This is a genomic window from Peribacillus sp. NPDC096540, assembly GCF_050278525.1.
Lineage (GTDB): Bacteria > Bacillota > Bacilli > Bacillales > DSM-1321 > Peribacillus.
Genome location: NZ_JBNNTG010000001.1, coordinates 1 through 22,443, shown reverse-complemented (window position 1 = coordinate 22,443; position 22,443 = coordinate 1). Strand labels below are relative to the sequence as shown.

The following is a 22,443-nucleotide window of genomic DNA, read 5'->3' as shown; positions in this document are numbered from 1 at the left end:
ATATCAATTATTAGTAGACCAAGCTTTATTTTACTTTTTTTATTTTAATTATTCAACTTAAATTTTTTTATAGAGAAAGCGAGCGATGAAACCGCTCGCTTTCTCTCGGTAATTTTTTATGATAATAGTCTCAGTCAATTAAGCCATTCGGTTTAATTTTTAGACTATGTCTTCCGTCAATGAAACGAACGGTACCTGATTTAGCACGCATGACTACGGATTGTGTTTCACCGTAATGCCCTTTAAATTGAACACCACGTAAAAGCTCTCCATCCGTCACACCTGTTGCAGCAAAAATTGCATCATCTCCGCGAACCAGATCTTCCATTCTTAAGACTTTCCCTAACTCAAGACCCATTTTCCCACAGCGAGACACTTCTTCTTCACTTTGAGGAAGAAGCTTACCTTGAATTTCTCCTCCGAGGCATTTCAAAGCCACAGCTGCAATAACTCCCTCAGGAGCCCCGCCTGATCCGAATAATATGTCAACACCAGTTAAGTCGAATGCCGTATTAATGGCACCAGCAACATCTCCATCGTTGATTAACTTAATCCGGGCACCTGCCTCACGAAGTTCATGAATGATCTTCGAATGACGATCGCGGTTTAATACCGTTGCGACTACGTCTTGAATATCTTTATTTTTTGCTTTGGCTACCGCTTTCAGGTTGTCCAGTACTGATGCATTGATATCAATCTGTCCAACAGCCTCAGGACCAACTGCAATTTTATCCATATACATATCTGGAGCATGAAGCAGATTCCCTTTATCCGCAATCGCCAAGACTGCTAAAGCATTCCAACCTCCTGAAGCAACGATATTCGTTCCTTCTAATGGATCAACCGCAACATCCACTAATGGTCCAAGCCCAGTACCAAGCTTCTCACCAATATAGAGCATTGGAGCTTCATCCATTTCCCCTTCACCGATTACAACTGTACCTTGCATTGGAATTGTATTGAAAACATCCCGCATTGCAGTTGTTGCTGCATCATCTGCTTCGTCTTTCTTTCCTCTTCCCATCCAACGTGCAGAAGATAGTGCCGCCGCCTCTGTCACGCGAACAAGCTCCATCGATAAACTTCTTTCCATCCTTGGTTCCCCCTCAATGTGCACTAGCATGATTTATTTATATATTAGTATAACACATTAATTCATATATGTAACACAATGAGGCAGCAAGAAATGGATCAGCTTTTAAGCTGTTCCACTTCTTCTTCCGTCATTTCTTCACGCCAAATCGTTGCTCCCAAACCTGAAAGTTTCTCTACAAGATGACTGTATCCACGATCTATATGTTCAAGCCCGGTCACTTCAGTAATCCCTTCTGCCATTAAGCCGGCAATTACTAAAGCTGCTCCTGCACGTAAATCACTTGCCTTTACTTTTGCACCGTGAAGTTGAACCGGACCATTAATAATTCCGGCTCTGCCTTCGACTTTAATCTTTGCATTCATGCGCCGCAGTTCATCTATATGCTTAAAGCGGGCCCCGTAAATCGTATCGGTCACCATGCTAGAACCACTTGCTTTTGTTAGAAGAGACGTGAAAGGCTGCTGAAGATCTGTCGGAAATCCAGGGTAAACTAACGTCTTGATATCAACGGCTTTATATTCCTCACCTGGAGAGACAAAGATCTGATCATCACCAGCCTCGATATTTATACCCATTTCCCGCATTTTGGCCGTTAACGACTCTAAATGCTGGGGAATGACATTATCAATCAAGATCCCTTCGCCGACTGCTGCGGCTAAAATCATGAAAGTTCCAGCTTCTATCCGATCAGGTATAATCGTATGTCTGCAACCATGCAAACTGTCCACACCATCAATACGGATAATATCCGTTCCAGCACCCTTGATTTTTGCTCCCATATTGGTCAACAACGTGGCAACATCAATGATTTCCGGTTCTTTCGCTGCATTTTCAATAACTGTCCGCCCTTTAGCTAAAACGGCAGCAAGCATAATATTAATCGTTGCCCCGACGCTCACGACATCCAAATAGATACGGGCGCCTCGTAACTCATCCGCCCTTAAGTAAATAGCTCCTTGTTCATTCGTCACTTGTGCGCCAAGTGCTTCAAAACCTTTTATATGCTGATCTATTGGGCGAGGACCTAAATGGCAACCTCCAGGCAGGCCAATCACAGCCTTTTTAAACTTCCCTAGCATCGCGCCCATTAGGTAATAAGAGGCACGTAATTTCTTCACTCTTCCGTTGGGTAGAGGCATTGAAATCATCCTGCTGGGGTCTACTGTCATTTCTCCATCATTAAAGGCGACATCACCGCCAATTTCCTCCATTAGCTCTTTCAGCATCTGTACATCTGAGATATCAGGCAAGCCTTCTATCGTTACAGGAGAGTCTGCTAAAATTGTTGCAGGAATCAAGGCGACCGCACTATTTTTTGCACCGCTGACACGAATGCTCCCCTTTAGAGGATAGCCACCGGCAATTTTAAGTTTTTCCATAATAAACTCCCTTCCACGCTAAGCACTTAGAAGCCACTTTCGAAAAGTAATATTTTACCACAAGAAAATTGCATAATCCGACAACATTTACCATCTAGTTTCTTAGTTTACACAAAAATAGAAAAGTCATGTAAAAAATGATAAAAATTTCTAATTTTGTTTATTTCCATTTAACCGGTGCAATTTATAGCGACTTAGCGGCAAGGTAAATTAGGCTTCTGTACGAGAATTCCAATCCTTCAAGAAAGCTTCAATCCCTTTATCTGTTAATGGGTGATGAAATAATTGCATTAAGACTTTATAAGGAATCGTTGCAATATGAGCTCCTTTAAGAGCTGCTTCTGTAATATGCATCGGATGACGAATTGAAGCTGCGATAATTTCAGCATTGATATCATGAATAGCAAAAATATCAGCAATATCAGAGATTAAATCCAGGCCATTTTGACCGATATCATCTAAGCGTCCTAAAAATGGAGACACATAAGTTGCTCCTGCCCTAGCAGCTAATAATGCCTGGTTGGCACTAAAAATAAGGGTAACATTTGTTTTGACTCCTTGTTTTGTTAAAGCCGCAACAGCCTTCAATCCGTCTGGAGTCATTGGTACTTTAATGGTGATATTAGGGGCAATGGCAATAAGTTCTTGCGCTTCAGCCATCATTCCCTCAAAATCAAGCGCAATAACTTCTGCAGAAACAGATTCCTTTACAAGGCTTGTAATTTCTTTTAAACGGTCATGGAAAGACACACCTTTTTCTCTTGCGACAAGAGACGGGTTAGTCGTAACTCCAGCTAATACGCCAAGTTCGTGCGCTTGTTTGATTTCTTCCATGTTTGCTGTATCAATAAAGAATTTCATAAGTTTTCCTCCGTATGTAATCTTTTTTTTTGCCGTAAATACATCTGAATTCTAATTGTTCAAAAAACAAAGTGCGATTTTTAGCCGCACTTATAAATAGATACCATCAAAGGGGAAGAGTGCCCCTCTGATGGATATTCTGAATCATTTAAAAATGATAAAACCTAATTGCTATAGAATTACGCTTTACCGTTTGAACTAAATTCCCTTATCTTTCCGATGACAGTCGCTTTAATCGCATCACGGCCAGGTCCCAAGAATTTACGAGGATCGTAAACTTCTGAGTTGCTATTTAGAACCTCACGTACAGCTTTTGTGAAAACAATTTGATTTTCAGTATTCACATTGATTTTTGATGTTCCAAGAGAGATCGCTTTTTGGATATCTTTCGTAGGAATACCTGTACCGCCATGGAGTACTAGAGGTTTGTTTGTTAAATCCCGTACCTCTTCCATTTCTTTATAACCTAGGTTAGGTTCTCCTTTATATGGACCATGAACAGATCCCAATGCTGGTGCAAAGCAGTCAACATTCGTTTCTTTAACTAGCTGTTCGCACTCTTGAGGGTCTGCATATACAACTCCATCAGCGATCACATCGTCTTCTTGTCCACCAACAGTTCCCACTTCTGCCTCAACGGAAACATTGCGTGCGTGAGCATATTCAACAACTTTCTTCGTCGTCTCAATATTTTCTTCAATTGGGTGATGTGAAGCATCGATCATTACAGACGTGAATCCTGCCTCGATAGCTTCTTTACATTTATCAAAGCTTGAACCATGGTCAAGATGAATTGCCACAGGTACTGTAATTTTCATGTCTTCCAATAAACCTTGAACCATCATAACTGTCGTTTTGAAACCACCCATATGACGGGCAGCCCCTTCAGAAACACCAAGAATGACTGGGGACTTTTCTTCTTCTGCAGCAGCTAAAATAGCTTGCGTCCATTCCAAATTATTAATATTGAATTGACCTACTGCATATTTTTCATCAAGAGCTTTATTCAGCATATCTTTCATAGAAACTAAAGGCATTTGATTTCCTCCTACTAGTGAATGTTATTATTTAAAGTTAATTCTATCTAGATATTCCCTAAAACCTTTGGAACATACACCTATAAATCGGAATATCTCTCCTCTTTTAGCATATCAATACATGAAAAAAACAGCAACAAATTCACTATATCAAGTCTTAAATTTTACAAAAAAACACGGCTCATCTTTTAAAAGATGGCCGTGGCACTCTTTAATTTATAATAATAATAATAACCATTAAGACTATTAACTTGATTGAATTGGCAAGTATTCACGCACAGCTTTTCTAATGTCATCAATGTCAAACGGCTTAGCAAAGTGAGTCATGGCTCCTAAGTCTTTTGCTTCTTGAATCATATCAAGTTCACCATAAGCAGTCATAATTATGACTCGAATGTCTGGATCAACTACCTTCATCCGCTTCAAAATCTCTATTCCATCCATTCCTGGAATCTTCATATCCAGTAAAACAAGATCAGGTGAATGATTATTTAGCACTTCTAAGGCTTGAATGCCATTCGCTGCCTGAAATGTATCATACCCTTCTTTATGTAAAACCTCGTTCAATAAAATACGAATCCCAAATTGATCATCAACAATTAATATTTTCCCTGACATTTTATCCCCTCACCTCTTCCCGATTTATTATTATAAAAAATGTATCTGCCTGACTATTTACCTGCCAAAGGATAGTTCGTTAGATTGCCGTCAAATTACATAGATTTCAATGCTTCTATTTTTTCACTGATTTCTATGTTCATATTCGATAATTGTAACAAAATTCCTGCCATATAGCTAAAAGGATTTATATTTTTTTGTTTTTTCAGCCGATTAAGTAAATTCACCTAAGCCCTGAAACCTGTCAATGGAGGGAAAAGTCCTTTATAATAGGGGTACTATTTTTAAAGGAGTTCCTAAGCATGTTAAAAATTTTTTCAACGCAGATAAGCGGTTTATTTAAAAAAATGATTGAAAAGGAAGCCTTCGAAATGGAGGATGCCGGACGCTTGTTGGCTCAGGCTGCGGTTGGAGATGGATCAGTTTTTATACACGGGTTCGGCGAAATGCAAGGAGTCGCTGCTGAAGCGTTGGAAGGGGAGGAACCCTTTCCTAAAGCAAAAAGATACGAAGATGGTGCGGCTATTTCCCGAGAAGATCGGTTTCTTTTATTCAGCCGCCATTCAGATGATTCAGAAGCAATAAAGCTGGCTAAACAGCTTCAGAAGCAGGATATACCATTTGTTGCGGTTTCTACATCCGTTCCATCAGATGAAGAATCGCTTTTGGAGCTTGCTGATGTACATATAGATTTACGCATTCATCGTGGCTTAATTCCCGATGAAACAGGAAATCGATATGGGTACCCAACACTCATTGCTGCTCTTTTCGCTTATTATGGAATTAAATTCACCCTTGTAGAAATTATTCAAGAATATGAAAATGAAGATTAATTCTTCAATAAAAAAACAGCCACAAGGGCTGTTTTTTTGTTTTATTTTTGTTTTTCATTGTTTTTTAAAGACATGCCAACGAAGTCACGGAATAGTGGCTGTGGACGGTTAGGACGTGACGTGAATTCCGGATGGAATTGTGAAGCCACGAACCAAGGATGATCTTTTAATTCAATGATTTCGACTAGGCGACCATCTGGGCTTGTACCAGAAAAGACAAATCCTGCCTCTTCCATAGCTGGACGGTAATGGTTGTTGAATTCATAACGGTGACGGTGACGTTCATAAACAACCTCATCATTATACGCTTCGTATGCTTTAGTTCCTTCGATAAGCTTACAAGGATATAGACCAAGACGAAGTGTACCACCCAAATCTTCTACATCCTTTTGCTCAGGAAGAAGGTCAATAATTGGGTCTGGAGTTTCCGCATAAATTTCAGCTGAGTGCGCTTCTGGCAATCCTAGAACGTTGCGTGCATATTCAATGGATGCCAACTGCATGCCTAAACATATTCCGAAGAATGGTTTTTTTGTCGTGCGGGCAAATTCGGTAGCTACAATTTTCCCTTCGATTCCACGATCTCCAAATCCACCAGGAACAAGGATTCCATCTGCATCTTGAAGAAGTTCAGCAACATTTTCTTTTGTAACATCTTCAGAATTTACCCAGTCGATTTCAACATCGGCATCAAATGCGTAACCTGCATGCTTAAGTGCTTCCACTACAGAAAGATAAGCATCCTGCAATTCAACATATTTTCCGACAAGAGCGATTTTCGTTTTCTTTGATAAAGAAGTAACCTTTTTGACAAGTTCTTTCCAATCTTCCATATCCGCTTCGCCACAGTCCAATTTCAAGTGGTCACAAACGATTTGGTCCATATTTTGCGCTTGAAGTGCAAGAGGGATAGAGTAAAGTGTATCTGCATCTAGACATTCGATAACTGAATTTTTATCAATATCGCAGAATAACGCAATTTTATCCTTCATATCTTGTGAAATTGGGCTTTCTGTACGTGCAACGATGATATTCGGCTGAATTCCAAGACTACGTAATTCTTTTACACTATGCTGTGTCGGTTTTGTTTTCATTTCACCAGCTGCTTTGATGTAAGGAACAAGTGTACAGTGGATATACATAACATTATTGATTCCGATATCACTTTTAATTTGACGAATCGCTTCTAGGAAAGGTAGAGACTCAATATCCCCGACCGTACCACCGATTTCAGTGATAACTATATCCGCATTAGTTTCATTTCCTGAACGGAATACCCGTTCTTTAATTTCATTCGTGATATGGGGAATGACTTGAACTGTTCCACCTAAGTAGTCGCCACGGCGTTCTTTTCTTAGGACTGTTGAATAAATTTTACCTGTTGTCACATTGCTGTGTTTACCAAGGTTAATGTCAATAAAACGTTCGTAATGACCAAGGTCCAAATCCGTTTCAGCACCATCATCCGTTACAAACACTTCACCATGTTGATAAGGACTCATTGTCCCTGGATCTAAGTTAATATAAGGGTCAAATTTTTGAATCGTTACATTCAAGCCTCTATTTTTTAAAAGTCTACCTAAAGAAGCAGCTGTTATCCCTTTTCCTAAGGAAGAAACTACTCCACCTGTTACAAAAATATATTTTGTCATCTCATATCCTCCTATAGAATGTTTTCATCCAATGCTGTTCTCTTACATTTCCAAATACATTTAAACAGAACCCGCATCTTTATGATATAAATTAAATTTCTGCCGCCACACTGGCGGTTTAAAGCACAAGGCAGGTTTCTACTTCTTGTCCTTTTCGTTTAAGACCGCAAAGCAGTACAAACCAATAATTACTTAAAGGTTTTTAGTGAGAGTCATGCCAAGATACACGAGTAAGAATAAATTCCCTTAAATGACAGTAACATTTAATTATGTTCTCCATAGTTTTACCGTTATAAGAGAAATCATTTTAAAAAAATAAAAAAATGATGTCATTTATTCATTCCATCATTAAAAACAAAAACGCTCCGCTTACAATAAAAGTAAGGGAGCGATATAATTTAATCATTGTGTCCTTTTTTAAGGAGCCCAAAAATGATTCTACAAATTTCGCCTTAAAAAGTCAAGGGCGATTATTTATTTCTCATTATCTTCATCTAGCTCTTCTTCGTCTTCATCTTCGTCCTCATCGTCTTCTAGGACAAATGCATCATCTTCAATTATTTCTTCTTCTAGATCGTCATCATCGTCTACGTCATCTTCTAAAAGTTCCTCGTCGATAACTGGAGAATCTAAAAGATCATCGTCGTCGTCATCCTCATCTTCGTCCAAATCATCGATATCTTCTTCAAAATCAAGATCTTCATCTTCAAGTTCATCAAAATCGTCGACAACCACAGCAGCTTTTTTAGCTTTCTTTTTCTTCTTCGGTTTTACAACATGTACAACTTCTTCTTCAATTTGGTCAACTGGGTACCATGTTTTCAATCCCCAGCGGTTGTCTCCAAGTGAAGTAAATCGGCCATCAACATTCAAATCTGTATAGAATTGAGCAATTTTTTTTGCCACTTCTGCTTTAGATAAATGATGAAGCGTAGCTAATTCACTTATTAAGTCTTTAAATGGAATTGGTTCATTTCTTTCCACTAACAAATCATATGCCATCTCTATTAAGGACATTTCCAATAACTGCTCTTTTGAGTATTGTTTTAAACTCAAATTCCGCACTTCCCTTCTCTATTCAAACACTAAATTCTGTGTTTTTTCACATAAAAAAATAATCTAAAACAGTATTTCGATAAAATAACGACAATTCCTGCTAGACATATACTCCATTATAAACAATCTAATTGGGTTTATGCTAGTTCTATCTGATACTTTCACAGATTTACCCTTACGTTTATGTAGATAGAAATCTTTAAACAGATTTTATTTACTCTTCAATGATTTCTGACGATAGGCTGCAGTAAAAAATACTACAGATAGAATAAAAAAGGAAACGGCGCCTAATTGATGCTCATACAACTCAAATAAAATAATGATAGCAAAAATATAACCTATGATTAATCCAATCATCTTCAGGTTCATTTTCTCAACTCCAATAGGGCTGATTCATCATTTTTGCCCCTTTATCAAATAATTATAAGGGAAAATTTACATTTTGCGAAAAAAAACTCGGGAATTTTTAAAAAAAGGGGGGCCTCCTCAATTTCGGAGTACCCCTTAACTTTACATATTTCTTCGATATTGTCCGCCGACATCATATAATGCACGTGTGATCTGGCCCAAACTAGCCACTTTCACACAATTCATGAGTTCAGCAAAAATATTTTCCCCGTTCATCGCAGCTGCTTTTAAATTAGTTAGGGCTTCATCTATGAACGTTTTATTTTTTTCCTGAAATGCCTGTAAGTTAATGATTTGCCCTTCCTTTTCTTCTTTCGTGGCACGGGCAATCTCCATACTGTTCACAGCTTCTTCTGAAGGAGGATTAGGATTCAAGTACGTATTAACCCCAATAATCGGCAATTCTCCCGTATGCTTTTTCATTTCATAATGCATGGATTCATCCTGGATTTTCCCGCGCTGATACTGTGTCTCCATGGCACCCAATACACCGCCCCGATCATTGATGCGATCAAACTCTTGTAATACTGCTTCCTCAACCAGATCTGTCAACTCTTCTACTACGAAAGCACCCTGCATAGGGTTTTCATTTTTTGATAGCCCATGCTCCTTCGTAATGATCATTTGAATAGCCATTGCACGACGTACAGACTCTTCCGTAGGTGTAGTGATAGCTTCATCGTATGCATTCGTATGCAAGGAGTTGCAGTTGTCTTGCAGGGCCATCAATGCCTGAAGTGTCGTTCGGATATCGTTAAAATCAATTTCCTGCGCATGGAGAGAGCGCCCCGACGTCTGGATATGATATTTCAGCTTCTGGCTACGGTCATTCGCTCCATATTTATCACGCATGACTGTCGCCCAGATCCGTCTTGCCACCCTTCCGATAACCGTATATTCCGGGTCTAACCCATTCGAGAAGAAGAAAGACAAATTCGGTGCAAAGTCATCAATATTCATTCCGCGGCTTAAGTAATACTCTATATAAGTAAATCCATTTGCTAAAGTAAAAGCCAATTGTGAGATAGGATTGGCGCCTGCTTCTGCGATATGATACCCAGAAATGGATACCGAATAATAATTTCTGACTTTATTATCAATGAAATACGCTTGGATGTCCCCCATCAGTCTAAGGGCAAATTCTGTGGAAAAAATGCATGTATTCTGCCCTTGGTCTTCTTTAAGAATATCGGCTTGAACAGTCCCGCGTACAGTTTGAAGCGTGTAGGCCTGCACTTGTTCAGTTTCGGCATCTGTAAGGGAACGGCCCAACTCTTTTTCTTTCAGTTGAACCTGCTGATCAATCGCTGTATTCATATACATAGCCAAAATAATGGGTGCCGGACCATTGATAGTCATGGATACAGAGGTCGATGGGTGGCATAGGTCGAAGCCGGCATACAATTTTTTCATGTCATCTAATGTACAGATACTGACGCCGCTTTCACCTACCTTTCCATAAATATCAGGACGGTAATCAGGATCTTCCCCATATAACGTCACAGAATCGAAGGCCGTACTGAGCCGTTTGGCATTATCGTCCTTAGACAAATAATGAAAACGGCGGTTGGTTCGATCAGGTGAACCTTCACCAGCAAATTGCCGCTTAGGATCCTCTCCCTCTCGTTTGAATGGAAAGACTCCAGCTGTATAAGGGAAGAAGCCAGGTACGTTTTCACGGAAAACCCAACTTAATATTTCTCCATAGTCCACATATTTAGGCAGTGAAACTCTCGGAATCATTAGACCTGATAAACTTTTTGTTTTCAGCTTTGTGATGATTTCTTTATCCCGGATTTTTGTTACAAACTGCTCCCCTGCATATTTTTCTCTTAAGTCCATCCATCCAGAAAGGATCTTTTTTGATTCAGCAGATAATTCGGAAGCGGTTTCTTTTTTCAGTGTTTCTAGAGAAGTGATAATGTCTTCATTACTTTCATTTTCCTTAACTGCTTCAATTGCTCCTTCGAGCTGAAAGAGTCTGCGGGCAAAACGGACTTGTTCACCAGCCCGTTTATGATACGATCGGACCGTATCACTGATTTCACGTAAATAATAGCGGCGATCGGTTGGAATTATGACATTTTGTTTGTATACATCCGCTTCTTTTGAAAAAGTAGTACTCCACTCTGTCCCTGCTTTTTCATTTAATTTTTCAATCAGTGCAGCGAATAAAGCATTCGTTCCTGGATCATTAAATTGGGAAGCAATTGTGCCATAGACAGGCATTTCAGAAGGATCTTGATCAAAAAGCGTACGGCTACGTTGATATTGTTTTTGAACTTGGTTTTTCGCATCCTCGGAACCTTTACGCTCATATTTGTTTATCACTATCAAATCGGCATAATCAATCATATCAATTTTTTCAAGTTGGGAAGGAGCACCGAACTCACTCGTCATCACATACATAGCCACATCGCATATCTCAGCAATCTCCGCATCCCCCTGACCGATCCCGCTCGTTTCAACTATGATTAAATCGACGCCAGCTGCCTTCACAACCGAAATGGCATCTTTAATCGCTAAAGACAACTCACTTTTTGAACGACGAGTGGCGAGGCTCCGCATGTAAACACGCTCAGAAAAAATTGCATTCATTCGGATTCGGTCACCAAGCAAGGCACCGCCTGTTTTTTGCTTTGTCGGGTCGACAGAAAGGATGGCCACCTTCTTATCTGGAATTTCGTTTATAAATCGACGAATCAGTTCATCAGTCAACGAACTTTTCCCTGCTCCTCCCGTCCCTGTTATCCCAAGAACCGGAACCTGCTTTTCAGATGTCTTGATTTGCTCAAGGAGGCTTTCCACTGCAGCTGCAGATTCATTTACAGCATCGAGTCTATTTTCAGCAAATGTAATATATTGCGCAATGGCACTTGTTTCCCCTGCGATCAGTTCATCAAAGCGTTCCTGCAAGGATGGTTTGACGGTTGAAAAGTCGCACTCCTCCATCAATACATTAATCATGCCTTGAAGCCCATACTCCCGTCCCTCATCAGGAGAGAAAATACGGGCAATTCCATACTCATGAAGCTCTTTAATTTCCCGCGGGATAATGACTCCTCCTCCGCCGGCAAAAATCCGAATGTGCTGAGCTCCCTTTTCCTTCAACAAATCATACATGTATTTAAAGTATTCCACATGCCCACCTTGGTAAGATGACATCGCTATACCTTGAACATCCTCTTGGAGGGCCGCGTTGACTATTTCCTCTACCGAGCGATTATGGCCTAGGTGAATAACCTCCGCACCGCTAGCCTGAAGAATTCTCCTCATGATGTTAATAGATGCATCATGTCCATCAAACAAACTCGAAGCAGTCACAAATCGGATATGGTTCTTTGGTTTATACACCTCAACTGTACTCATTTAGCTCCTCCTTATTGAAACGAATTCATATCAGTACTTTTCTGAATCGATACATTTTGAATCAATAATTGTGTCTGTAGTTCAACATACTCTTGAAGCGTATACTTTTTGTGTAAAGCCCATCTTCTAAAACTCCACATCTGTCCCTGAACAAAAATGTTATGAGAAACAAGACTTATTTGATTTTCCGTTAACAGAAGCTCCCCATTTTCAACGCACTTTGTAATGACCTTTTCAAACATACCTACCATCCGGATTTCTTTGTTTAGCACGTAAGGTAAAGCATCTTTCGTCAGCGCTTTCACTTCTTGATACATAACTAGAACTTCGTCCTGCATATCATCCATTACTTGATAAAAATAAGCGATTGTCAGTTTCAAACTTTCTAGTGTCCCATCACTCTGTTCAATTTCTTTCTGAAGTTTTTCCTGAACTTCATCGTAAATAAAATCACAGACGAGATATAAAACATCTTCCTTGGTCCGGATATACTCGTATAACGTACCTATACTAAAACCAGCTGCTTTAGCGATTTCCCTCGTTGTAGTACGATGAAATCCCTTTTCTTTAAAAAGAGTCACCGCACCTTTTATCATTTGTGTACGCCTTTTTTCAACCAGCCGCTCATCCTTTACTGACGCATGAACTTCTCTTTTTTCCATTTTCTAACCCCTTTTGGAAAGCCTATCATTTAATGTTCAAAAGACAGTCTTTCAGAAAAATGAAAAGGGTATTCCGGTAAGAACGATGCCCCACCGGAAAACCTGATTTCAATTCTATTTAGTTATCATCCTTGAGATGACCAGCTTTTGAATTTCCTGCGTACCTTCATAGATCTGGGTGATTTTTGCATCACGCATATAGCGTTCAACTGGATAATCTTTTGTATATCCATAACCACCGAAAACTTGCACGGCCTCTGTCGTCACTTTCATTGCTGTATCCCCTGCAAATAGTTTTGACATTGCCGACTCTTTTCCATAAGGAAGACCTTCTGACTCTAACCAAGCTGCCTGATAGGTTAATAGCCTTGAAGCCTCCACTCCTGTCGCCATATCCGCTAATTTGAAACCGATGCCCTGCTGTGCAGAAATTGGTTTTCCAAATTGGACACGCTCTTTTGCATAGTCAACTGCTGCATCCAATGCACCCTGTGCAATGCCTACTGCCTGGGCCGCAATTCCGTTACGTCCACCATCAAGCGTCATCATCGCAACTTTAAAACCCTCTCCTTCTTTGCCAAGAAGATTTTCTTTAGGCACACGGCACTCATCAAAAATAATTTCAGTGGTGGGTGATGAACGAATTCCTAGCTTTTTCTCTTTTTTACCAACACTAAAGCCTGGAAAGTCTTTTTCAATGATAAAGGCACTTGTTCCTTTTTGTTTGGATTCAGGATCTGTCAAAGCAAAGACTACATACGTATCCGCAATCCCGCCATTTGTAATGAAAATTTTTGAACCATTAATAATATATTCATCACCCACAAGCTTTGCAGTCGTTCTCATACCGCCCGCGTCAGAGCCTGAGCTAGGCTCAGTCAGACCATATGCGCCGATTTTTTCACCCTGTGCCATCGGACGGAGGTATTTTTGTTTTTGCTCTTCAGTTCCAAATTTATATATTGGCCATCCAGCAAGGGAAGTATGGGCTGATAAAGTCACGCCAGTAGAAGCGCAAACGCGGGAAAGTTCCTCAATCGCAATACAATACGCTAAGTAATCGCTACCAATTCCGCCGTATTCCTCTGGCCACGGAATCCCTGTCAAACCAAGTTCAGCCATTTTATCAAAGATCTCACGGTCAAATCGTTCTTCTTCATCCCTTTCAGCAGCTGATGGAGCTACTTCATTTTGGGCAAAGTCGCGTACCATTTTTCTGATCATTTCATGTTCTTCCGTTAGTTTAAATTGCATACTATCTCCCCCGTCTTTTTCGTATTTATAGATTCTTACTGATGACCATTCTCTGTATTTCACTGGTACCCTCATATATTTCGGTTACCTTTGCATCCCTGAAATAGCGTTCGACCGGATATTCCGTTGTGTAGCCGTAGCCCCCGTAAACTTGAACTGCTTCTATTGTTACCTCAACAGCCGTCCTTGAAGCGAATAGCTTAGCCATTGACGCCTCCTTGCCGCACTTCAATCCTTTGGAGCGTAAATATGCCGCTCGATAGACCAGTAGTCTGGAAGCTTCTATATTCGTTGCCATTTCAGCCAGCTTGAAACCAATCCCCTGCTGGGTTGCAATTGGTTTGCCAAATTGCACTCTATCTTTTGCATATTGGACAGCATGTTCCATGGCACCTTCAGCGATTCCAAGTGCTTGAGAAGCAATGCCTATCCTCCCGGCATCCAAGTTGGCCAGCGCTATCTTAAAGCCCTCACCTTCGTTGCCAATGATATTAGCTGCAGGTATTTTCATATCTTCAAAGGTTACCTGTACAGTGCTCGATCCATGAAGACCCATTTTACGTTCATTTTTTCCAATGATTAAGCCCGGGGTTCCTTTTTCTACGATGAAGGCAGAGATTCCCTTGCTTCCCTTTTCAGGATTGGTTGAGGCAAAAATAATATATACATCTGCTTCGCCGCCGTTGGTGATAAATACCTTGGATCCATTAATCCGATACATACCGCCTTCCTTAACCGCTTTTGCTTTCAAACTAGCAGCATCGGAACCAGAGCCTTGTTCTGTTAAACAAAAAGCACCTAACAATTTTCCTGCGGCAAGCTTAGGAACATATTTTTGCTTCTGCTCATCCGTTCCAAAATAAACGATTGGATTTGTCCCAACAGAAGTATGAACAGACAATATGACACCGAGAGTCGGGCTTACTTTGGAAATTTCATTGATGGCGATAATGTAAGACATAAAGTCCATACCCGCTCCTCCATATTGTTCTGGAATCGGGATTCCCATCAACCCAAGCTCACCCATTTTATTCAGGATTGTTTTGGGGAACTCTCCTCTTTCCATTGCCTCGATATGAGGGGTAATCTCATTCTCCGCAAAATCGCGTACCATTTTCCGCATCATTTCCTGCTCTTCTGTAAACTTGAAATCCATTCCTTCATTCCTCCCTAGCTGCACATACTCTCTATGATTTGTTATATTCGTAAAAGCCACGCCCTGACTTCTTACCTAGCCACCCTGCTTTTACATATTTTCTTAACAGAGGACACGGACGGTATTTATCATCACCTAGCCCTTGATGAAGGGTTTCCATTATATATAAACAAGTGTCCAGCCCAATGAAGTCAGCTAGTGTCAACGGGCCCATCGGATGATTCATCCCTAGCTTCATCACGTCATCGATTGCCTCTTTAGTAGCGACGCCCTCATATAGTGTATAGATGGCCTCATTGATCATCGGCATCAAAATCCGGTTCGCAACAAAGCCAGGGAAATCATTAACTTCAACCGGTACCTTGCTTAGAGATTCAGCCATCTTTTCAACCTTTTTATAAACTTCGTCCGCTGTAGCAAGGCCTCGGATAATCTCAACCAGCTTCATGACCGGAACGGGATTCATAAAATGCATGCCAATTACTTTTTCCGGTCTTCTTGTGGCGGCGGCTATTTCGGTAATCGGTAGAGAAGAAGTATTGGATGCAAGAATTACGTGTTTCGGAGTAATTTCATCCAACTCGGCAAATAGCTTTGTTTTAATTTCCATATTTTCAATCGCCGCTTCAATCACCAAATCAACCCCAGCGGCATTTTTTAAATCTGTTGAGGAAGTCAATCGTGAAAGGGTTGCATCTTTATCCCCAGCTGCCATTTTTCCTTTTTCAACTTGACGGGAAAGATTTTTGGTAATTGTGCCTAAGCCTTTTTCTACATATTCTTCTTTTAAATCATGTAAAAGAACTTCATAACCGCTCATTGCGCAAACTTGTGCAATACCAGATCCCATCTGCCCCGCGCCAATGACCATCACTTTATGAATGCTCATGAATATCCCTCCTTATTTATCTATGAATCTATCAGCCCTGTTTAGGTACTTCGATTAATACGGCATCTCCTTGGCCGCCGCCACTACAAATTGCTGCAATACCTAATCCGCCACCACGCCGTTTCAGTTCATGCATGAGCGTAATGATGATTCGAGCTCCACTCGCTCCGATTGGGTGCCCTAATGCTACGGCTCCACCGTTCACATTGACTTTTGCCGGCTCGATGTTGGCAATTTTCCCACTTGCCAGTGCCACCGCAGCAAATGCTTCGTTTACTTCAAACAAATCAATGTCTTCTATCGATTTACCTGTCTTTTCTAAGATTTTATTTATGACTAAACCCGGTGTTTTAGGAAAATCCTTTGCTTCAACAGCCACTTCGGCATGACCTAAAATATAGGCAAAAGGCGTTTTCCCTTCTTTTTCCGCACGTTCTTCGCTCATTAATACGAGTGCACCTGCTCCATCATTGACCCCTGGCGCATTTCCTGCAGTAATGGTCCCTTCGTTATTAAAAGCCGGGCCTAATTTAGCGAGTTTCTCAGCAGATGTATCCTTTCTTGGCCCTTCATCATGTTCAACTGTAATTGGTTCACCTTTTCGTACCGGAACCTGTACGGATATGATTTCTTCAGCAAGGATACCCTCATCAATTGCTTTAATCGCTTTTTGATGACTTTCGTAGGCCCAGCTATCTTGGTCCTCCCGGGTAAGTTCAAGTTCCTCGGCAGTACTATTTCCGTAAGTACCCATATGTACGCCTGTAAAGCTACAGCTAAGCCCATCTGAAATCATTGTGTCCTTAAGTGGTGCATCCCCCATCCTAAGTCCCCATCTTGCTTTCGGAAGAATATAAGGTGCATTGCTCATCGATTCCATCCCGCCGGCAACAATGATTTCTTCTTCCCCCAAGCGAATAATCTGATCAGCCAATGTCACACTGCGAAGTCCTGATGCACAAACTTTATTGATGGTTTCGGTTTTCACTTCCCAAGGTAATCCTGCATGACGTGCTGCCTGACGAGAAGGTATTTGGCCTTGACCTGCTTGAAGCACATTCCCCATAATGACCTCGTCTATCTGGTTGCTTTCAATCCCTGCCCGCTTAACCGCCTCCTTGATTGCAATTCCTCCAAGTTGTGATGCTGTCAAACTGCTAAGACCTCCGCCGAATTTACCAAAAGGTGTTCTCACACCACTAACAATCACTGTTTTTGTCATCATTTTATCCTCCTTTAAGTAACATTGATTGAACGCTCGCTCAATATAGGTTTAAAAAAATATTTTTGTAAGCGCTTAATATTATACTACATAATTTTTACAAAAATTAAAATATTTAGTTTATAAATAATTAAAAATTGCCTACTTCAATTGAATATATTCATTTAAAAGAAGCAGGCAACTTTATTTTAAAATTAAGATGCCATTGACTTATTTTCACCAATAACCGCTTTTTCGAGTAATTCGGCTACATCATACGTTTTTACATTTTCTTCAACTTCTTTTGCTTTTGTACCATCAGATAACATGGTCAAACAGTACGGACAGCCGGAACTGATAACAGTTGGGTTAACAGCAAGTGCTTGTTCAGTACGTGCCACATTAATACGGTTTCCGGTTTCTTCTTCCATCCACATCAAGCCGCCTCCAGCTCCACAGCACATACCTTTTTCACGATTACGTTCCATCTCAATAAGCTTGACGCCTTCAATAGATTGTAAAATTTCACGTGGCGGGCTGTATACATCATTGTATCTTCCCAAATAACAGGAATCATGGAATGTAATCGTTTCATTAACCGGATGCTGTGGTATCAATCTGCCTTCACTGACAAGTTTGGCTAGTAATTCAGTATGGTGATATACTTCAGCTTCCAAACCAAAATCCGGATACTCATTCTTAAAAATATTGTAGGCATGAGGATCAATTGTCACGATTTTCTTGATTTCATTTTTCTTGAATTCCTCTATATTTTTCATTGCAAGCTCTTGAAAAACAAACTCATTGCCTAATCGGCGAGGAGTATCTCCTGAGTTTTTCTCCTTATTACCTAAGATTGCAAATTTGATGCCTGCTTCATTCATTAATTTAGCGAAGGAAAGGGCAATTTTCTGGCTTCGGTTATCGTACGATCCCATTGAACCTACCCAGAATAAATATTCGAATTCCTCGTCTGCTTTTTGCAACTCTTTAACTGTCGGGATGTTAACATCATCACGCAGGACTCTCCAGTCTTCTCTCTCTTTACGGTTCAATCCCCAAGGGTTCCCTTGTCTCTCAATGTTTGTCATCGCACGTTGAGCATCTGGATCCAACCTACCTTCAGTCAAGACCAGATATCGACGCATATCAATAATTTTGTCAACATGTTCATTCATTACCGGACATTGGTCTTCACAGTTCCTGCAAGTGGTACATGCCCAAAGCTCTTCTTCAGTAATGACTTCTCCAATTAAGCTCGGGCTGTAAGCTTCAGTTGCTGCAGCTGATTCCTGTGCTCCCTGCGTGGCACTGGCTTGAGCTATCTTATTTCCCTTTGTATTACCAAAAACGAAGGATGGAACCCATGGCTGCTTTGTTGTAACAGCTGCACCTGTATTTGTTAAATGGTCACGCATTTTGATGATAATATCCATCGGCGACAGCATTTTCCCTGTACCAGTTGCCGGGCACATATTCGTACAACGGCCGCACTCTACGCATGCATAGAGGTCCACCATTTGATATTGCGTTAAGTCCTCGATATATTTAGCACCATAATATTGATTGCCTTCTTTGTCTAAAACCTCTTCCTCTAAATCTACCGGCTTCAATTTACCTGGATTATCCAAACGGTTAAGAAATACATTTATTGGTCCAGCAATTAAGTGAGCATGCTTAGACTGCGGGATATAAACGAGGAACGATAATATGATTAGCAAATGCATCCACCAGGCTACATAAAACACAACAGTCGCTGCTGTTGGTCCCATCCAGCCAAATAGGTAGGCGATACTAGAGGCAACTGGCTCTGACCAAGTTGCTTCATGTCCGTGCCAGATCATTCCCATCCCATTGCCTAGTAACACTGTAATCATGATTCCTGTTATGAATATAACAACCAATCCTGCTTTAAAATCCCTTTTCAAACGAACAAGTTTCTCGACGTAGCGACGGTAAGCTGCCCACAAGATTGCGACAAGAACCGTAAGTGTCACGATTTCTTGGAAGAAAGTAAAGACCGGGTATACGGGGCCAAACGGTAAATGCCACCCTGGCTTTAAGCCTTTAATAAAAAAGTCCAGTGCTCCAAATTGCACTAAGATGAACCCGTAAAATAACATGGCATGAATGATTCCGCTCTTTTTATCTTTAAAGAGCTTCTTCTGTCCAAATACATAAACCCCTATTTTCACGAGACGATCTTTCACACGGTTATCGAATTCCACTTTTTTACCAAGTTTTATATAAGCTATTCGAGTCCTTATCAAATAGACAAATAATCCAGCAGCGTAAGCGGTTACAAGTAAAAATGCAGTTAAGTTAATCCACAGTAAGCCATTCATTTCCATGCACTCTTTCCCCCTCTAGATAAATTTTAAATCAAGTAAAATGCCTGGTTACTACTTTTTATAAATTTGAAAATTTGGCATTTTTCTGAAATTCGATTAATTCCATTATATAATGAATGAGCATTCAGTCAACTTTTTTCTTTCTAAATAAATATCGTTTGTTTTCTACATCTTATTTTATAGTTCGACAATTCTGTAAATTGACCTTCATTTTTAGAAAAAAATGTAGTTTATCTTCACTCTTTATTTGATGGTTATGAACAAGGAACTTGAGCCAAACTAAATTAAATCAATTAGGGGGGATTTTGTTGAAGATAATCACTACGCTTGTCTCTATTTTTTTATTGATCTTCACTTGGTGTTGGGTCGATTTTAAGTTAGGGCACAAGCGTAATTTGAAGCAGATAACGAACATTAAATATCCGCCTCGGAAAAGTGACATAACTGTATTCACATCAGGGAAAATACTGTTTGATGATCTAATGAAAGAAATCAAACTAGCTCAGGATTCTATCCATATTAATTTTTATATAGTAAAAAATGATAAATTCAGCAAGGAGTTTTTAAAGTTACTGCAAACAAAAGCTGAAGCGGGTGTGGAAGTAAGACTGTTAGTCGACAGGATTGGCAGTAAAAACTTTCCCCGGGAGAGCATTCAGGAATTAAAGAAAAGCGGCGTTCATTTTTCTTTTAGCTTTAAACCCAAGCTCCCCTTCCTTTTTTATTCGATACAAAAAAGAAATCACCGCAAAATTACCGTGATAGACGGTCGAATTGGCTATCTTGGAGGATTTAATATCGGCAAGGAGTATATTAACCAAGGGGAAAAGTTAAATCCATGGAGAGATTACCATGTGAAAATAACTGGGGAAGGAGTTAGGGATTTGCAGGAAGTCTTCCTATCTGACTGGGTTCACGATACAAACGAAGATTACCGGGGAACACCTGCATATTTTCCTGCCTTGGTTCCTGGTACTCAGGCTCATCAAGTTATTGTCACTAACGGAAGCCATCTTGAACAGACCTTAACACGCTTAATTCAACAAGCTGAGAAAAAAATCATTATCGGAACTCCATACTTCATCCCAAGTCAAACATTGTTTCAGGAATTAAGGTCAGCCCTTGCACGCAAGGTTTCTGTGACGGTCATTGTTCCTGAAATGTCAGATCATGCCCTTGTCAAAGAGGCATCCTTCCCCTATTTCCGGGTTTTATTAAAGGAAGGTGCTGTTATTCTGCAATTCCAAAGAGGGTTCTACCATTCTAAAGTGATACTGATTGATGATAATATTTGTGATGTAGGTACGGCTAATTTTGATAAACGAAGTCTATTTTTAAATAGTGAAATCAATTGTCTTATATTTGACCGAGCATTTATAGAGGATGTAAAAAAGGAGTTGGCGGTAGACATAGCTGAATCTAAGCCTTTATGCGGGGATTCACTATCCTCCCTTAATGTAGTCCGTACAGCAAAAGAATCACTGGCTTCCATCCTTTCTCCTTTTCTTTAACAAGTTTTTAGGGAGAGAATTAAATGAAAATAAGATTTGGATATGTATCTAATGCCACCTGTCTATGGGAGGCTTCCCCCGCTAAGACGCTTACCTTTAAGCGGTACAGCGCACTTGGACAAGAGGAAGGGATGGAAAAGCTTCTTAATGTGACAAAACAGAACATTGAAAGTACATTAAGGGTTCTTCAATATAATACAGCCCACCAAATAGAAATCTACCGGATGTCCAGTTCAATTGTTCCTTTAGCCACGCACCCCGAGGTAGAATGGGATTTTGTCACTCCTTTTAAAAAAGAATGGAAACAGCTTGGCGATTGGATATCTGCACATAAAATGCGGATTAGCTTTCACCCTAATCAGTTTACGCTGTTTACTAGCCCTAAACCCGAGATTACACAAAATGCCGTTAAAGATATGGAATTTCACTATAAGATGCTTGATGCGATGGGGATTGCCGACTCCTCTTTTATCAATATCCATGTCGGTGGAGCCTATGGTGATAAAGAATCAGCCATAATACGGGTCCATGACAACCTTAAGTCGCTCCCCAAGCATGTGAAAGCAAGGATGACCTTGGAGAATGACGATAAAACATATACAGCATCAGAAACCTTGATCGTGTGTAACAAGGAAAACATTCCGCTTGTCTTTGATTACCACCACCATCTTGCGAATCTATCCGAGGAGCCGCTTAAAGAGCTGCTCATTCAAATTTTCTCCACCTGGAATCAGTCTGGGATGGTACCTAAGATTCATATTTCATCTCCAAAGTCAGCAGGGGAGTTTCGCTCGCATGCTGATTATATCGATTTAGAATTCATTATGCCCCTTTTTAAAGTAATAAGGGAACTCAGACAAGATGCCGATTTCATGATTGAAGCTAAAATGAAGGACAGAGCAATGTTGAAACTCATTGAAGATATCGCTAAGGTACGTGGCGTGAAAAGAATTAGCGGCGGTGCTGTAGAGTGTTAATCAATACATTGAACTACCCACCACTTATTGACCTTACGGTCTGATTGAAGTGGGGGATTCCTAAGAACATTAGCCTATCGGCCAATTTTTAATTAGGCTACTCCCGTAGTTCCTACGGTTAGAAGCCTTATGG

Annotated in this window: 18 protein-coding genes; 3 read left to right on the top strand and 15 right to left on the bottom strand. The window is 40.3% G+C overall.

Annotated elements, in window-relative coordinates; all coding sequences use genetic code 11:
- Positions 1-130 precede the first annotated feature (130 nt).
- The 5 genes from glpX to ACQKMR_RS00070 form a co-directional block, all read right to left on the bottom strand.
- Positions 131-1,093 (bottom strand): class II fructose-bisphosphatase, encoded by a 963-nt coding sequence (gene glpX / locus ACQKMR_RS00090; protein ID WP_427695449.1) that lies wholly within the window; start codon positions 1,091-1,093, stop codon positions 131-133.
- 98 nt (positions 1,094-1,191) lie between these two features.
- Positions 1,192-2,475, bottom strand: a complete 1,284-nt coding sequence (locus tag ACQKMR_RS00085) for a UDP-N-acetylglucosamine 1-carboxyvinyltransferase (RefSeq protein ID WP_427695448.1) — start codon at positions 2,473-2,475, stop codon at positions 1,192-1,194.
- A gap of 210 nt (positions 2,476-2,685) precedes the next feature.
- Positions 2,686-3,336 (bottom strand): fructose-6-phosphate aldolase, encoded by a 651-nt coding sequence (gene fsa, locus ACQKMR_RS00080; RefSeq protein ID WP_053348454.1) that lies wholly within the window; start codon positions 3,334-3,336, stop codon positions 2,686-2,688.
- A 179-nt stretch (positions 3,337-3,515) separates the two neighbouring features.
- Positions 3,516-4,373 (bottom strand): class II fructose-bisphosphate aldolase, encoded by an 858-nt coding sequence (locus ACQKMR_RS00075; RefSeq protein WP_427695447.1) that lies wholly within the window; start codon positions 4,371-4,373, stop codon positions 3,516-3,518.
- Between the two features lie 246 nt (positions 4,374-4,619).
- On the bottom strand, positions 4,620-4,991 hold the full coding sequence (locus ACQKMR_RS00070) for a response regulator (RefSeq protein WP_053348452.1): 372 nt from the start codon (positions 4,989-4,991) through the stop codon (positions 4,620-4,622).
- A gap of 302 nt (positions 4,992-5,293) precedes the next feature.
- On the opposite strand from ACQKMR_RS00070, the gene ACQKMR_RS00065 reads away from it, so the two are divergent.
- A complete protein-coding gene (locus ACQKMR_RS00065) occupies positions 5,294-5,824 on the top strand; it encodes a DUF2529 domain-containing protein (protein ID WP_427695446.1) in 531 nt (176 codons plus the stop codon).
- Between the two features lie 41 nt (positions 5,825-5,865).
- On the opposite strand, the gene ACQKMR_RS00060 is transcribed toward ACQKMR_RS00065, so the two are convergent.
- The 10 genes from ACQKMR_RS00060 to ACQKMR_RS00015 all read right to left on the bottom strand — a co-directional run bounded on the left by ACQKMR_RS00060 (position 5,866) and on the right by ACQKMR_RS00015 (position 19,816).
- A complete protein-coding gene (locus tag ACQKMR_RS00060; protein WP_427695445.1) occupies positions 5,866-7,476 on the bottom strand; it encodes a CTP synthase in 1,611 nt (536 codons plus the stop codon).
- A 474-nt stretch (positions 7,477-7,950) separates the two neighbouring features.
- Positions 7,951-8,532: a DNA-directed RNA polymerase subunit delta gene (gene rpoE, locus ACQKMR_RS00055; protein WP_427695444.1), complete on the bottom strand. Its 582-nt coding sequence runs from the start codon at positions 8,530-8,532 to the stop codon at positions 7,951-7,953.
- Between the two features lie 210 nt (positions 8,533-8,742).
- On the bottom strand, positions 8,743-8,901 hold the full coding sequence (locus ACQKMR_RS00050) for a hypothetical protein (RefSeq protein WP_157443906.1): 159 nt from the start codon (positions 8,899-8,901) through the stop codon (positions 8,743-8,745).
- A gap of 141 nt (positions 8,902-9,042) precedes the next feature.
- Positions 9,043-12,309 carry a fused isobutyryl-CoA mutase/GTPase IcmF gene (gene icmF / locus ACQKMR_RS00045; RefSeq protein WP_427695443.1) on the bottom strand — a complete coding sequence of 1,089 codons (3,267 nt, stop codon included), beginning with the start codon at positions 12,307-12,309 and terminating at the stop codon, positions 9,043-9,045.
- Between the two features lie 11 nt (positions 12,310-12,320).
- Positions 12,321-12,971 carry a TetR/AcrR family transcriptional regulator gene (locus tag ACQKMR_RS00040; protein WP_427695442.1) on the bottom strand — a complete coding sequence of 217 codons (651 nt, stop codon included), beginning with the start codon at positions 12,969-12,971 and terminating at the stop codon, positions 12,321-12,323.
- A gap of 114 nt (positions 12,972-13,085) precedes the next feature.
- Positions 13,086-14,225, bottom strand: a complete 1,140-nt coding sequence (locus ACQKMR_RS00035; RefSeq protein WP_427695441.1) for an acyl-CoA dehydrogenase — start codon at positions 14,223-14,225, stop codon at positions 13,086-13,088.
- Positions 14,226-14,250: 25 nt separating this feature from the next.
- Positions 14,251-15,381 (bottom strand): acyl-CoA dehydrogenase, encoded by a 1,131-nt coding sequence (locus ACQKMR_RS00030; protein WP_427695440.1) that lies wholly within the window; start codon positions 15,379-15,381, stop codon positions 14,251-14,253.
- A 31-nt stretch (positions 15,382-15,412) separates the two neighbouring features.
- Positions 15,413-16,270, bottom strand: a complete 858-nt coding sequence (locus tag ACQKMR_RS00025) for a 3-hydroxybutyryl-CoA dehydrogenase (RefSeq protein ID WP_427695439.1) — start codon at positions 16,268-16,270, stop codon at positions 15,413-15,415.
- A gap of 31 nt (positions 16,271-16,301) precedes the next feature.
- Positions 16,302-17,492, bottom strand: a complete 1,191-nt coding sequence (locus tag ACQKMR_RS00020) for an acetyl-CoA C-acetyltransferase (protein ID WP_427695438.1) — start codon at positions 17,490-17,492, stop codon at positions 16,302-16,304.
- A 194-nt stretch (positions 17,493-17,686) separates the two neighbouring features.
- Entirely contained in the window at positions 17,687-19,816 is a 2,130-nt protein-coding gene (locus tag ACQKMR_RS00015; protein WP_427695768.1) for a heterodisulfide reductase-related iron-sulfur binding cluster, read from the bottom strand.
- 314 nt (positions 19,817-20,130) lie between these two features.
- Here ACQKMR_RS00015 and cls point away from each other — a divergent pair, with 314 nt between their 5' ends.
- Both cls and uvsE read left to right on the top strand, forming a co-directional pair.
- Positions 20,131-21,333: a cardiolipin synthase gene (cls, locus tag ACQKMR_RS00010; RefSeq protein ID WP_427695437.1), complete on the top strand. Its 1,203-nt coding sequence runs from the start codon at positions 20,131-20,133 to the stop codon at positions 21,331-21,333.
- Between the two features lie 23 nt (positions 21,334-21,356).
- Positions 21,357-22,310 carry a UV DNA damage repair endonuclease UvsE gene (uvsE, locus tag ACQKMR_RS00005; RefSeq protein ID WP_427695436.1) on the top strand — a complete coding sequence of 318 codons (954 nt, stop codon included), beginning with the start codon at positions 21,357-21,359 and terminating at the stop codon, positions 22,308-22,310.
- The last annotated feature ends 133 nt before the right edge of the window (positions 22,311-22,443 follow it).

Bases quoted from the DNA above. Each gene is read 5' to 3' on its own strand.
- glpX (WP_427695449.1), bottom strand. From the start codon at position 1,093: ATGGAAAGAAGTTTATCGATGGAGCTTGTTCGCGTGACAGAGGCGGCG.
- ACQKMR_RS00085 (WP_427695448.1), bottom strand. From the start codon at position 2,475: ATGGAAAAACTTAAAATTGCCGGTGGCTATCCTCTAAAGGGGAGCATT.
- fsa (WP_053348454.1), bottom strand. From the start codon at position 3,336: ATGAAATTCTTTATTGATACAGCAAACATGGAAGAAATCAAACAAGCG.
- ACQKMR_RS00075 (WP_427695447.1), bottom strand. From the start codon at position 4,373: ATGCCTTTAGTTTCTATGAAAGATATGCTGAATAAAGCTCTTGATGAA.
- ACQKMR_RS00070 (WP_053348452.1), bottom strand. From the start codon at position 4,991: ATGTCAGGGAAAATATTAATTGTTGATGATCAATTTGGGATTCGTATT.
- ACQKMR_RS00065 (WP_427695446.1), top strand. From the start codon at position 5,294: ATGTTAAAAATTTTTTCAACGCAGATAAGCGGTTTATTTAAAAAAATG.
- ACQKMR_RS00060 (WP_427695445.1), bottom strand. From the start codon at position 7,476: ATGACAAAATATATTTTTGTAACAGGTGGAGTAGTTTCTTCCTTAGGA.
- ACQKMR_RS00050 (WP_157443906.1), bottom strand. From the start codon at position 8,901: ATGAACCTGAAGATGATTGGATTAATCATAGGTTATATTTTTGCTATC.
- icmF (WP_427695443.1), bottom strand. From the start codon at position 12,309: ATGAGTACAGTTGAGGTGTATAAACCAAAGAACCATATCCGATTTGTG.
- ACQKMR_RS00040 (WP_427695442.1), bottom strand. From the start codon at position 12,971: ATGGAAAAAAGAGAAGTTCATGCGTCAGTAAAGGATGAGCGGCTGGTT.
- ACQKMR_RS00035 (WP_427695441.1), bottom strand. From the start codon at position 14,225: ATGCAATTTAAACTAACGGAAGAACATGAAATGATCAGAAAAATGGTA.
- ACQKMR_RS00030 (WP_427695440.1), bottom strand. From the start codon at position 15,381: ATGGATTTCAAGTTTACAGAAGAGCAGGAAATGATGCGGAAAATGGTA.
- ACQKMR_RS00025 (WP_427695439.1), bottom strand. From the start codon at position 16,270: ATGAGCATTCATAAAGTGATGGTCATTGGCGCGGGGCAGATGGGATCT.
- ACQKMR_RS00020 (WP_427695438.1), bottom strand. From the start codon at position 17,492: ATGACAAAAACAGTGATTGTTAGTGGTGTGAGAACACCTTTTGGTAAA.
- ACQKMR_RS00015 (WP_427695768.1), bottom strand. From the start codon at position 19,816: ATGAATGGCTTACTGTGGATTAACTTAACTGCATTTTTACTTGTAACC.
- uvsE (WP_427695436.1), top strand. From the start codon at position 21,357: ATGAAAATAAGATTTGGATATGTATCTAATGCCACCTGTCTATGGGAG.